Consider the following 12,721-nt stretch of genomic DNA (forward strand, 5'->3'; position numbering starts at 1 on the left):
ACCGGCCCGACCTAGTCCACGACCTCGCGCACCGCGCGCTCGAGCGCATCCAGGTCCGGGATCTGCGCGCGCTCCTCGCCCAACTGAACACGGGCGCGGACTGCGAACGGCAACGGCGCGGCGTGCGCGCCATCGGTGTCGCGCAATTGTGCGGCCGAAACCGTCACCAGGCGTGGGAAGCCCTGGGTCGACAGCGCGAGATACGGCAACCGCGGATCGCCGCCGAGCGCCTTGAGCACGACCACCTTGTTGCCGGTGCCGGCCGCCTCGTCGCCCTGCGCCGACAGCGCTGCGAAGTCGACCAGCGGCAACCGCCAGCCGCGCCAACGCAAGCGACCGGGCAGCCACGCCGGCGCACCGGCGATGGGCTCGGGCAACGAGTACGACAGCACCTCGGAGATCGTCGCGTTGGGCAGCAGCAGTTGGGTTGCCCCGGCCCGGATCAGCACGCAGCGGATGTCGGCCGCCGCGCTCACAGCGACCAGCCCTCATGCTGAGGCGCACCGGCGCCGGGCATCCAGCGTTCGATCACCCAGGCGGCGAGGGTCGGCGGTGGCCCTGTCCGATGGCCGCGTGCGTTCAACGCCTGGCCGGCAGTGGGGTCGTAGCACCCCGCCCCGTCCTGTCCGATGACCAGCGCGCCCTGCCAGGTGGGCGCCGTGGCCAGCGGCACGAGCGCGGGATCGGCGCCGCTGAGCAGCAGCCAGGCACTGTCGGCGGCCGGCATCGCCTGCGTGATCGCAGCGGGGTCGCCACCGGCGGCGAAGCGCAACTGCGCGCCCGTGCGCAGCGGCTGCAGGTCCGGCGGCAGCACGTACACCGCACCGGGCGTGATCTCCATGCCAGCCTCGGCCAGATGGACCGGCATCGCCGCCACACGCGCCATCTGCCGAACCAGTTGGTCGTAGCGACCGCTCTCCAGACGCAGCCGCACCAGCACCGGCCGCGGGAACGCTTCGGGCAGCGCAGCGAGCAGTTGCCGGACCGCATCCGGGCTGCCGAGCCCGCCGTCCATCAGGACCAGTCCGCGCTCCGGGCCGTGGCCGTAGCTGTCGGCGTCGGCCAGCGCCAGGCCGGCGATCCGCTGCTCGAGATCGGCCAAGTCGTGGCCCGGCGGGCGCTGCGGCGGCGGATCGGGCACGTCGGTGAGCCCACGGAACGACGGCAGCAGGTCGATGTCCGCCGTGGGCACCGCGGCCGCGGCCGTGTGGTCGCGCTCGGCCGGGTCGACGGATGCGACGGCCGGCGCGCTGTCCGCAACGGCAGCGGGCATGGGCGCCGCAGCGACCTCATCGGCCGCGAAGTCGACATCGACATCGAGCGCGAAGGGGGCGTGCGGCGTGGCGGGCGCGTCGTCGTATTCGGCCGCGACCGGATCGAAGGCATAGCCCGCATGGGCGGGCGACACAGCCGACGCCTCGTCGGTCTGCGCCGCCGCGGGGCCTGCCTGCAGGGCCTCGCGCAGCCGCAGCTTGGCGCCCAGTTGCCGCACCCAGTGCGCGGCATCGTCGCCACTGCGCTCGAGCACGCGGTCGGCTTCCTCGAAGACCACCGTGCGTCCGGGGTGCGCCAGCACGGGCGTCAGCGCATCGAGCGCCTCGGCGATTGCCGGTTCCAGCGCGACAACGATCGCGGCCGGGGCGAGCGCATCGAGCTGCCCTGCATCCGCCATCAGCGGATCGACCTCCACGGCCGCGGCCGCGCCGGCCTCCACCACGGCGGCCGCGAGCCGGTCGCAGACCGGGCCGGGCCGGGCCAGCACCACCACACGCAGGGCAGGGTCACGCATCGTCGGGCTCCAGTCCCAGCAAGGCCTGGACATGCCGCAGGAGCTCGGCCTCCTGGTACGGCTTGCCAAGGTAGCGGTCGACACCGATCTCCAGCGCACGCTCGCGATGTTTGTCGCCGCTGCGGGAGGTGATCATCATGATCGGCAGCGCGCGCAGCCGGGGATCGGCCTTCATGCGCATCGCCAGTTCGTAGCCATCCATCCGCGGCATCTCGATATCCAGCAGCACCAGGTCGGGAATCCGTTCGTCCATGCGCTCGAGTGCATCGATGCCATCCTTGGCGGTCGCGACCGCCAGGCCCTGACGCTCGAGCGCGCGGCAGGTCACCTTGCGCATGGTGATCGAATCGTCGACGACCAGCACCAGGGGGACGCGACGGGCCTGCACGGGCGACGCTGCGGCGATGGCCGCGTCGGGCTGCGCCGCCTGTCGGCGCGCCAGCGGCGCGATATCCAGGATCACCACCACCCGGCCATCGCCCATGATGGTCGCGCCGAAGATACCCGGGATCGACGTGAGCTGAGGGCCGACCGGCTTCACCACGATTTCGCGATTGCCCAGGATCTCGTCCACCGCGACCGCCGCGCGCAGTTCACCGGCACGGATCAGCAACAAGGGCATCTGCAGGTGGCCCTCGGCGCGCGCGGGCGCCTGCCCGACCAGCCGACCCAGGTCGTGGAGCGCGTAGTCCTCGTCGCCGTAGCGGTAGTGTTCGCCTGCGCGCAGCGCGTCGCGGGCGATGCGTCCGACGCCGCGCACCGAGGCGATCGGCACCGCGAAGGTCGTCTCGCCGATGCGAACGAACGCCGCCTGGGTGACGGCGAGCGTCTGCGGCAATCGCAACACGAACGTGCTGCCCGCGCCATCCCGCGACTGGATGTCGACGCTGCCGCCGAGTTGGCGGACCTCGCTGGCGACCACGTCCAGGCCGACGCCGCGCCCGGCCACGTGGCTGAGCGCGCTGGCGGTCGTGAAGCCGGGCTGCAGGATCAACGCATCCAGATCGCGTTCGGCCATCTGTGCCCCGGGCGCCAGCAGGCCGCGCTCGTGTGCGCGGCGACGGATCGCTGCCCGGTCGAGCCCGGCACCGTCGTCGGCGACCTCCAGCACGATCTCCGCGCCCTCGCGGCGGAGCGCGATGCGGATCGCGCCCACCTCGGGCTTGCCGGCCTGTCGGCGCGCCTGCGGCGTTTCCAGTCCATGCGCGACGGCGTTGCGCAGCAGGTGCTCGAGCGGCGGGCCCATGCGCTCGAGCACATTGCGGTCGATCTCGCCGTGGGCGCCGGTCAGGTGCAGCTCCACCTGCTTGCCGGTGTCCTGCGCGGCCTGCCTGACGACGCGCCGCAGGCGCGGCACGATGCCATCGAAGGGCACCATGCGCGTGCGCATCAGGCCCTCTTGCAGGTCCGAGCTCACGCGCGACTGCTGCTGCAGCAGCGATTCGTAATGCCGGGTCTGCTCGTCGAGGGTGTGCTGCAGGCTGTCGAGATCGGCGGCCGTTTCGCCCAGTGCGCGCGAGAGCTGCTGCAGGGTCGAGAAGCGGTCGAGTTCGAGGGGATCGAAGGCGATGTCGCCGCTGTCGCCCTCGCGCCGATAGCGGGCGACGATCTGCGCCTCGGTCTCGATGTCGAGCCGTCGCAACTGGTCGCGCAGGCGGTCGTTGGTCTGCGCGAGTTCGAGCATCGCGCCGCGGAAGGTCCCCAACTGCTGCTCGAGTCGTGCGCGGTAGATCGCGACTTCGCCGGCGTAGGTGACCAGGCGGTCGAGCAGACCGGCCCGGATACGCACCTGTTCCTGCGTGCCGCGCGCGGCGTCGTCGTCGCCGTCGGCCGAGCGCGTCGGCGCGGGCAATGGCGCCGACAAGGGCGTCAGCGCGGCGTCGCCCTGCGTCTCGTCGATCGGTCTTGCCACATCCGCGGCGCTGCGCGCGATCGCGGCGAACGCGTCGACCAGCCCCGGCGACGGCCCAATGGCCCGCCGTTCCCCGGCGCGCACGAGCATTGCGTGCAATCGGTCGAAGCCTTGTTCCAGCAGCGCGAGTTCGTCTCGACGCATCGGCCGGCGTCGCTCTGCAAGCGTCTCGAGCAGCGTCTCCATCGCATGCCCGAGATCGCCGATGGGCATCAGCCCGGCCATGCGCGCGCCGCCCTTGAGCGTGTGCAGGTCGCGTTGCAGGCCGGCGATCGCGGGCGAGGCACCCGGATCGTCGCGCAGCAGCGCCAGCAGACCATCGGCATCGTCGAGCAGGTCGATGCCTTCCTCGACGAAAGTGTCGATCAGGTCGAGATCCAGGCCGGCCAGGTCCAGCGGGCCTTCGGGATCGGGATCGGAAGAAAGATCGGAAGCGGCCTCGACCTCGACCTCGACCTCGGCACCGGCGTCGGTGTCGGTGTCGGTGTCGGTGTCGGGAGCACTCTCCGCCCACGAGGTCGCCGGGTCCGGTGCATCGTCTGCGGACAGTGCTGGCGAGGACAGGCCGGCATCCACAATAGACGGCGCCTCGGGCGGTGGGGCGATGTCATCGCGATCACCCGCATCCGGCGCCGTGACAGGCACCATGTCATCGATCTGGGGAGGCGCGACGTCGACCGGCCGATGCGCGACAACCGCCTCTCGCAGTGCCCTCGCGGCGTATCGATGGCGCTCGTCGGTGAGGACCGCCGCGTCGATCGCGGCCTGGCGCTGCAGCGCCGACCGCTGTTCGGTCTCGCGGCGATCGCGGTCGAGGTGCTCGGTCGCCGACCGATCCGCGTCGGCTTCGATGTCGGCTTCGATGTCGGCTTCGGCTTCGGCTTCGGCGTCGGCGTCGGCGTCGGCGTCGGTGTCGGTGTCGGTGTCGGTGTCGGTGTCGGTGTCGGTGTCGGTGTCCGAGTGTGCGGGCGCCCACGCTTCAGCGGTGACGTCCTCGACGTCCGACCGATGCGTGTCGCTGCGCGCGTCTGCCTGGCACGCGTCATCGGCGTGCCGCGCCTGCTCGAAGCCGGCCTGCTCGAGCTCGGCCTGTTCGAAACGTAAGCCATCGCGCAGCGCGCCCGCCGCGTCGTCCCCATCGTCCAGCACCGGTGCGTCCACGATCGGCGCATCGAAGTCGGCGATGTCATAGCCCGGCACCGGTGACGCATCGAGGCGGTCGCGGACGACGCCCAGGCGTGCCGCCAGGGCGGGCAACAGGGTGATCCGCGGATCGTCGTCGTGCAGCCGCGTCAGCGCCTCGCGCAACGCACGACACAACGCGTCGATCGCGTCGACCGCTTCGGGATCGGGCACCGACGGCGTGGCCACCAGCCGCCGGGCGTAGTCTTCGGCCGGCGCCAGCAACGCGCCGACCGCCGGGACCTCGGCCATCGCGAACGCGCCGTGCATCGTATGCAGCGCGCGCAGCAGCCGTTCGACGTCGAATGCATCCCCGGCGCGCGTCGCGGCGATCCAGGCATCGACGGTCCGCAGATGTTCGTTGGCCTCGGCATCGAGGATCTCGAGCAGCAGCGCGTCGATCTGTGCCGGCACCGTCTCACCGGGCTCCACGGGGCGCGGTGCTTCATCGATGGACGCGGCCTGCGCCGTCGCCTTCGATGCAGGCGACGAGACGTCGGAACCATCGGCCGCCATTTCGGCGATCCTGGCGGCGACCGTGTCCACATCGAGCAGTAACGGCGCCTGGCCGCGCAGTGCCGCGTCCAGCGCCGGCAGTGTCTGCGCGGCCAGGTCGACCGCCGCCACGATGGCGGAGCCGCCTGGATGCAGGCCGTCGATCACGCGATTGAGCAACGATTCGACACGCCAGGCGAACTCGCCCAGTTCGACCGCGCCGACCAGCCGTCCATTGCCCTTGAGCGTGTGAAAAACGCGCCGCACCTGCCGCAGCCGCTCCGGATCGCCAGGCTGACGCCGCCACTGCGGCAACAAGGTGCCCAGATGCGCGATCTCGTCCGCGAGTTCTTCGAGGAAAATCTCCCGGATCTCGTCGTCGATGTCGTTGCCGACGGCAGCAAAGCCGCCCCGGGGCGGCGCCTGCACCTCGCGTGCGGACGCCGGCCCCTCGTCGACCGCCTCGGTGTCGTCGGTCGATGGGCGGTCGTCCTCGCCATGCACGTCGAGGCGTCCATCCGCATCGTGTGAATGCGGCGCTGTGCCGGGCAGCGGCCAGTATCCCAGCGCCTGCAGGCGGCTGCGGGCGACATCGAGGAACCGGTCGCGGTCGGGCCGTTGTTCGCCCATTCCCTGCAGGAAGGACTCCAGGCTCGCGACCGCATCGGCAAAGGCGTCCAACTGCCCCGCCTCCGGTGGCTGCGACTCGGCCAGGAGTTCGCGATCGACGTACAGGCGTACGCCATCCAGGCAGGCCGCCGCCTGCGGCTGGTCCAGCATCGCCAGCGCCCCGGCCACCTCGATCAGCAGGCCCGGCACCGCCAGCAGCGCGGTGTGATCCCATTGCCGATCGACGAACACGACCAGCGCTTCGCGCGCCTCGGCGAACGCCGTGATCGCCTCGCCGATCGCCGCCGCCCGGGAGCGCTGCGCCTCGGCCGCGAGCGCGCCGTCGGCCGCGGCCGCATCGCCCAGTTGCGCGGCCTGGGCATCGAGCGTGTCGTCGATGTAGAGCAGGGCGCCGGCGATGTCGAGCAATGCCGCTTCGTCGGCCGGCACTGCGCCGTCGGCGATCGCCGCCAGCGCCTCGCGCTGCTGCGCGATCACCGCGCGCGCGTCGTCGAGGCCGATCATGCCCAGGGTGTCGGCCACCGTGGCGAGCAGCGCCGCCTGCGGCCGCAGCGCGGCCGGATCGCGCACGCCGGTGCGTAGATGCAGATCGAGCGCATCCTTGACCTGCAGCAGTTCGTCTTTGACCGCACCGGTCACGGTGCCGAGCAGGGCGCGATTGCGCCCGGCCAGGCTGCCGCGCGCATGGTCGAGTTCGGCGTCGCTGGGGCGCGTATCGCCCGGGCTGAAGGCCTGGCGCAATGCATCGAGCGCGTCGGCCGGCACGTCGCTCGGGACGGCAGCCGCCCCTTCTTCCTGGACGCTGATGCGCGGCGTGTCCGCCGTTCCGGCGTCGAAGAACAGACGCTCGTCCAGCGCCCAGGCGCTGCGCGCGGCGCGCAGGTCGTTGAGCAGCGGCAGCAGCACGATCGGGATGTCGCGATGACCGCCCTGCAACCGTTCGAGATAGTCGGGCAGCAACAGCAGGCCGCGCAGCAAGGCCGAGGCCGCCACGTCGCGATCGCCCACCTCGTCCCGCTGCAAGGCTTCGACCAGCCGTTCCATCTCCTCGGCCACGAGTGCCGGCGCCTGCAGTTCGACCATGCGCAGCGTGCCGGTCGCCTGGCGCAGCCCGGCCGCGCAGTGACGCAGGCGTGTGCCGTCGTCGGGCGCTTCGACGAAGCGCTCCAGTTCCATCCGCGCCTGGCGCAGCACCTCGTCGAGCTCGGGCTTGATCCAGCCCAGCATCGTGTGGTCGATGGCGTCGCGCAGCCCGCTCATGCGTCCGTCCGGCTCAGGTCGGCAGCTTGAAGTCGGCGACCGAACGACGCAGGTCGGCGGCGAGCTGGGCGAGGTTGCCGATCGACTCGGCGGTCTGGCTGGCGCCGCGCGAGGTCTGCGCGGTGATCGACTGGATCGTGTGCATGGCCTCGGTGATGTTGGTCGCAGCCGAGGACTGCTGCTGCGCAGCCGAGGAGATGCCCTCGATGAGATCGGCCAGGCTCGTCGACACGCTCTCGATCTCGCCCAGTGCGGTGCCCGCGTCCTCGGCCAGCCGCGCGCCGGCGACGACCTCGGAGGTCGTCTGCTCCATCGAGGTGACCGCCTCGTTGGTGTCGGACTGGATGGTCTGCACCAGGGTCTCGATCCGGCGTGTGGCGCCGGTCGCGCGCTCGGCCAGCCGCTGCACTTCGTCGGCGACCACCGCAAAGCCCCGGCCCGCCTCGCCGGCCGAGGCCGCCTGGATCGCGGCGTTGAGTGCCAGGATGTTGGTCTGCTCGGAAATGTCGGTGATCAGTTCGACGATCGAGCCGATTTCCTGCGAGCTCTCACCCAGGCGCTTGATGCGCTTGGAGGTTTCCTGGATCTGGTCGCGGATCGAATCCATGCCCGCGATCGTCTCGCGCACCACGCCGGCGCCCTTGGTCGCGATGCGCACCGAGCGCTGGGCGACATCGGCCGACTCGGACGAATTGCGCGAGACCTGGTCGATGCTGACGGCGATCTCGTTGATGCGGTCGGACGCCGAATTGATCTCGTGCGCCTGATGCTCGGCCGCCTCGGCCAGGTGCATCGCGGTCGCGCGGGTTTCCTGCGCGCTCGAGGCGACCTGCACCGAGGTGTCGTTGATGGTCTGCACCAGGCTGCGCAGCTGCTCGATCGCGTTGTTGATCGAGTCGGCGATCGCGCCGGTGATGTCCTCGGTCACCGAGGCCTTGACGGTCAGGTCGCCCTCGGCCAGCGCGCCCATCTCGTCGAGCAGGCGCATGATCGCTTCCTGGTTGCGGTTGTTGAGCTCCAGCGAGGTCTCGTAGCGCCGGCGCTGGGCGCGATTGAGCTCGGTCACCAGGCCGGCGATCGCGGCAAGCGCCAGCAGGCCGGCGACGATGCTGACCCACACGTTGCCCAGCAGGCTGCGGTCCTGCAGCGAGCCGAAGGCAGTGAAGGCGTTGAACAGCGCCTCGCTGTCACTGAGCAGACGATCGGAGCCGGTCACCAGCTCGCCGGCCGCCGCCTGGGCCTGGAACAGCGGTTCGCTGCTGGCCAGGATCGCTTCCAGGTCGGTGCGCATCTGTGCCCAGGCCTCGTCGGCCCGTGCCAGCGCCGCGAGCGCGTTGCCATTGGTCAACGCCTGCAGCTCGCGCGTCGAATCGCCTTCGCGCAGGCCGGTCATCACCTGCTGAAAATCCTCGACGTTCCGGCGCAGCCCCTGACCGGCGACCGTGGCGACCGCGCCGCCGGCCTGCACTTCGGTCACCCGCCGCGCCATGTCGCCGGCGATCACCACCTGGCGCAGCGCCATGTACACCTGCGAGGACGGCGAGCCGCTGCTCGACATCGCCCGCACCAGTTCGTCGAGCAGCGCCTGCAACTGCGGCACACGCTGGCTGAAACGCTCGGCATGGCCGGCAAACGCGGTGACCGCCGCTTCGCCTTCGGCCAGCCGCGCCGCACTCTCTCCCAGCGGTTCCCAGGTCGCGGCGACCTTGCGGATCGGGCCGGACACGCCCGCGGTGCTGCCGTAGCGCTCCTCGAGTTGGCGGATGTCGCGCTCGATCTGCGCCCGGGTGGCGTTGAACGCCGCGAAGGCGACCGCATTGCCGCGCGCCGCTTCCGACCCCTGATTGGCCAACCGCTGGCTGTCCACGCGCAGATTCGAGGCCGAGAGGCTGGCACTGCCGAGCTGGGCGGCGCGCCAGGTGCCGTAGCCGGTGTTGAGGACGAGGATCGTGCCGGCGACGATCATCATCGCGACCCAGAAGTTCGTGCCGAGAATGCGCCGCTTGCCTGCGCTGGGATCGACCACTGTGCTCATGCGTTGCGTTTCCTGATCGTGATGCGCGCCGCGGCGTCAGGCCGCGGCATGTCTGAACTCGGGCGTGCGGACCAGACGGTCGAGGCTGAAGACGCCCCAGACCGCGCCGGCCTGCGCGTAGGCGCGATCGACGAAGTGCGCGTAGCGCCCCGTGGCGATCGGGTCGGCCGGCACCTGGTCCTGTTCCAGGAAGCTGCGCTGGCCGAACAGCGCGTCGATCGTCACCGCGACATCGCCGCCGGGCTGACGGACCAGCAGCATCCGCTGGCCGTCCTGCGGCGCACTGCGTTCGCCTTCCAGGAACTGACGCAGATCGACGATCGGCAGCAAGGCGCCGCGTACATTGCCCACCCCGAGCATCCAGGGCTGGGCGCCGGGGACGGGCGTGATCGGCGGCATCGTCAGGATCTCGACGACCTCGTCGAAGGCCGAGGCCAGCAGCCGGCGACCGACGCGATAGCCCACGCCGCGCCACAGGCCGGGCGCATCCAACTGTTCGGGCAGCCCGACGACATGCGCCAGGCTGCGTCGCTCGAAGTCGGCCAGCAGCGCGAACGCCTCTGGCGCTGATGCCGCAAGGTCGGGCGCCGCGGCGTTCACCCGCCCAGGACCTGACGGATCTGCGCGATCAATGCCACTTCGGTCGGCGGCTTGACCAGATAGCCCTTCGCGCCCTGGCGCAGGCCCCACATGCGGTCGGTCTCCATGCCCTTGGTGCTGACGATCACCACCGGGATGGCCGCCGTCTGCGGATCGCGCACCAGTGCCCGGGTGGCCTGGAAGCCGCTCATGCCCGGCAGCACGACGTCCATCAGCACCAAGTCGGGCCGCTCGCTGCGGCACAACGCGATGCCGTCCTCGGCATTGGCGGCGGCGAGCACTTCGTAGCCATGCCGCTCCAGCCACTGGGTCAGCACCGCGGTGTCGGTGGGCGAGTCCTCGATCAACAGGATGCGAGCCATGCCTTTCCCCTCAGGCGTCGACGTGGTGACGGATCGCATCGAGCAACTCCTCGCGCGTGAACGGCTTGGTGACGTATTCGTCGGCACCGACGATCCGGCCACGCGCCTTGTCGAACAACCCGTCCTTGGATGAGAGCATGATGACCGGTGTCGTGCCGAAGCGGCGGTTGTTCTTGATCAGCGCGCAGGTCTGGTAGCCGTCGAGCCGCGGCATCATCACATCGACGAAGATGACCTGCGGGGCGTGCTCGACGATCTTGGCCAGGGCTTCGAAGCCGTCGACCGCGGTCACCACGTCGGCGCCTTCCCGGCGCAGCAGCGTTTCGGCGGTCCGTCGAATGGTCTTCGAATCGTCGATCACCATCACCCGCAAGCCATCAAGGCATCCGGTGGATGATCTGTCGTCACTGCTCATGCGGTTGCTGTCCCCTGCCCGGCGCGCCGGTTCGGCGCCGCAGCATCGCGGAGTTATATCCCAGCCGGTCGCTGGGCTGTCAAGCGTACACGCACCGGTGCCGGCTGCGCTGGAATCGCCCTGCTACCATGCCGGCTTTCCCTCTGCGCGGATGCCGGCATGTCGCTCAACGTCGTCGTGGTGATGGACCCGATCGGGTCGATCCGGATCGCCAAGGACACGACGTTCGCGATGCTGCTCGAGGCGCAGCGGCGCGGCCACCGCCTGCAGTACGTGCTGCCCGGCGCCCTGGGCATGGACGGCGGCGAGGCCGTGGCCACGCTGGCGCCGTTGACCGTGCGCGACGATCCCGCCGACTGGTTCAGCCTTGGCACACCGTCCGTGCATCGCTTCGGCGAGGGCGACGTGGTGCTGATGCGCAAGGATCCGCCGGTCGATCCGGAGTTCATCAACGACACCCAGATCCTCAGCGTCGCCCAGCGCCAGGGCGCGCAGATCGTCAACGATCCGCAGGGCCTGCGCGACATGAACGAGAAGCTCGGCGCGCTCGCGTTCCCGCAATGTTGCCCGCCGACGCGGGTCGCCCGCGACGCGGCCGCCCTCAAGGCCTTCGTTGCCGAGCACGGCCAGGCGGTGCTCAAGCCACTCGACGGCATGGGCGGACGCTCGATCTTCCGCGCCGCGGCCGGCGACCCGAACCTCAACGTGATTCTCGAGACCCTGACCGACGGAGGCCGCCGGCTGGCGATGGCGCAGCGCTACCTGCCGGAGATCGTCGACGGCGACAAGCGCATCCTGCTGATCGACGGCGTGCCGGTGGACTACTGCCTGGCACGGATTCCGCAGGGCGACGAGTTCCGCGGCAACCTGGCCGCCGGCGGTCGCGGCGAGGGCCGGCCGCTGAGCGAGCGCGACCGCTGGATCGCCGCCCAGGTCGGCCCGACGCTCGCCGCGCGCGGCATGCGCTTCGTCGGCCTGGACGTGATCGGCGACTGGCTGACCGAGGTCAACGTCACCAGTCCGACCTGCGTGCGCGAGCTCGATGCGCAGTTCGGCCTGAACATCGCCGGGCAGCTGTTCGACGCGATCGAGCGCGGATGACACGGGCCCGGTCGCGGATCGCTCCGGATGCGCGCCGCTAGCGCCGGCGGCGCCAGGCCGTGACCGCCGCGTCGCCGCCGCGGATCGGCGACGACGCGCGCCTGGGCGCGACGCTGGCGTTGTCGCTGCTGGTGCACGGGCTGCTGGTGCTGGGCATCGGCTTTTCGACCGAAGACGCCGCACCGGTGGTGCCGACGCTGGACGTGATCCTGACCGAGACCACGAGCCCGCTGACCCAGGCCCAGGCCGACTTCCTCGCCCAGGCCAGCCACCAGGGCGGCGGCGAGGACACGCGCAGCCTGCGGCCGCGCGAGCCGCGACCAGGCTTGCAGCCGCAACCGGAGGCAGGCGTCGCGCCCCGCCCGCTGCGTGCGCAATCGCCCGACACCCAGCCGCCGCCGCGCGAGCGCATCGTCGCCAGTGCTCGCGGCCAGGCCCGGGTACCGAGCCCCGACCCCACGCCGCAGGCCGACCGCCGCACGCAGCCGCCCGGCCCCGAACGGGTCGAACGCGACCTGGAAATGGCGCGACTGGCCGCAGAGATCCACCTGCGCTCGGAGCGCTATGCGCGCAGGCCCAAGCGCAAGTTCGTCTCCGCCAGCACCCAGGAGTACGTCTACGCCACGTACCTGCGGCAATGGGTGGATCGCGTGGAGCGTGTGGGCAACCTGAACTACCCCGACGAGGCCCGCCAGCGCGGGCTGGCCGGCCGCCTGGTCATCAGCGTGGCGATCCGCCGCGATGGCTCGGTGGAACGCGCCGACATCATCCGCAGCAGCGGCGTGCCCCTGCTCGACGACGCCGCGCTGCGGATTGCCCGGCTCGCCGAACCCTATCCGCCGTTGCCGCCGACCGACGAGCAGATCGACATCCTGCACGTCACCCGCAGTTGGAATTTTCTGCCCGGTGGCGCCCTGGTGGACGACTGACGGCGCCTGCG

General features: G+C 71.1%; 9 protein-coding genes. 2 read left to right on the forward strand and 7 right to left on the reverse strand.

Annotated features, from left to right (window positions below; translation table 11 throughout):
* Positions 1-11: 11 nt before the first annotated feature.
* From FHW73_RS14885 to FHW73_RS14915, 7 genes are read right to left on the reverse strand one after another with little or no spacing between them, the layout of a single operon-like run.
* Entirely contained in the window at positions 12-476 is a 465-nt protein-coding gene (locus tag FHW73_RS14885) for a chemotaxis protein CheW (RefSeq protein ID WP_183427530.1), read from the reverse strand.
* Entirely contained in the window at positions 473-1,789 is a 1,317-nt protein-coding gene (locus FHW73_RS14890) for a chemotaxis protein CheB (RefSeq protein WP_183427531.1), read from the reverse strand. The genes FHW73_RS14885 and FHW73_RS14890 overlap by 4 nt, the downstream gene beginning before the upstream one ends.
* Positions 1,782-7,268: an Hpt domain-containing protein gene (locus FHW73_RS14895; protein ID WP_183427532.1), complete on the reverse strand. Its 5,487-nt coding sequence runs from the start codon at positions 7,266-7,268 to the stop codon at positions 1,782-1,784. Before FHW73_RS14895 ends, FHW73_RS14890 begins: the two co-directional genes overlap by 8 nt.
* A 13-nt stretch (positions 7,269-7,281) precedes the next feature.
* Positions 7,282-9,303 carry a methyl-accepting chemotaxis protein gene (locus FHW73_RS14900; RefSeq protein ID WP_183427533.1) on the reverse strand — a complete coding sequence of 674 codons (2,022 nt, stop codon included), beginning with the start codon at positions 9,301-9,303 and terminating at the stop codon, positions 7,282-7,284.
* Positions 9,304-9,339: 36 nt separating this feature from the next.
* Complete coding sequence (locus FHW73_RS14905; protein WP_183427534.1) at positions 9,340-9,903, reverse strand: chemotaxis protein CheW; 564 nt, start codon at positions 9,901-9,903, stop codon at positions 9,340-9,342.
* Positions 9,900-10,265 (reverse strand): response regulator, encoded by a 366-nt coding sequence (locus tag FHW73_RS14910; protein ID WP_183427535.1) that lies wholly within the window; start codon positions 10,263-10,265, stop codon positions 9,900-9,902. The genes FHW73_RS14905 and FHW73_RS14910 overlap by 4 nt, the downstream gene beginning before the upstream one ends.
* Before the next feature lie 10 nt (positions 10,266-10,275).
* On the reverse strand, positions 10,276-10,680 hold the full coding sequence (locus FHW73_RS14915; RefSeq protein WP_183427536.1) for a response regulator: 405 nt from the start codon (positions 10,678-10,680) through the stop codon (positions 10,276-10,278).
* A gap of 159 nt (positions 10,681-10,839) precedes the next feature.
* Here FHW73_RS14915 and gshB point away from each other — a divergent pair, with 159 nt between their 5' ends.
* Both gshB and FHW73_RS14925 read left to right on the forward strand, forming a co-directional pair.
* Positions 10,840-11,781, forward strand: a complete 942-nt coding sequence (gshB, locus tag FHW73_RS14920) for a glutathione synthase (protein WP_183427537.1) — start codon at positions 10,840-10,842, stop codon at positions 11,779-11,781.
* Positions 11,782-11,840: 59 nt separating this feature from the next.
* A complete protein-coding gene (locus FHW73_RS14925; RefSeq protein WP_345776196.1) occupies positions 11,841-12,710 on the forward strand; it encodes an energy transducer TonB in 870 nt (289 codons plus the stop codon).
* Positions 12,711-12,721 lie beyond the last annotated feature (11 nt).

Origin of the sequence: Luteimonas sp. RC10, assembly GCF_014192745.1 — a bacterium.
GTDB lineage: Bacteria > Pseudomonadota > Gammaproteobacteria > Xanthomonadales > Xanthomonadaceae > Luteimonas.

Excerpts from the sequence above, each read along its gene's own strand:
- FHW73_RS14890 (WP_183427531.1), bottom strand. The coding sequence starts at position 1,789 with ATGCGTGACCCTGCCCTGCGTGTGGTGGTGCTGGCCCGGCCCGGCCCG.
- FHW73_RS14910 (WP_183427535.1), bottom strand. The coding sequence starts at position 10,265 with ATGGCTCGCATCCTGTTGATCGAGGACTCGCCCACCGACACCGCGGTG.
- FHW73_RS14900 (WP_183427533.1), bottom strand. The coding sequence starts at position 9,303 with ATGAGCACAGTGGTCGATCCCAGCGCAGGCAAGCGGCGCATTCTCGGC.
- FHW73_RS14915 (WP_183427536.1), bottom strand. The coding sequence starts at position 10,680 with ATGAGCAGTGACGACAGATCATCCACCGGATGCCTTGATGGCTTGCGG.
- FHW73_RS14895 (WP_183427532.1), bottom strand. The coding sequence starts at position 7,268 with ATGAGCGGGCTGCGCGACGCCATCGACCACACGATGCTGGGCTGGATC.
- gshB (WP_183427537.1), top strand. The coding sequence starts at position 10,840 with ATGTCGCTCAACGTCGTCGTGGTGATGGACCCGATCGGGTCGATCCGG.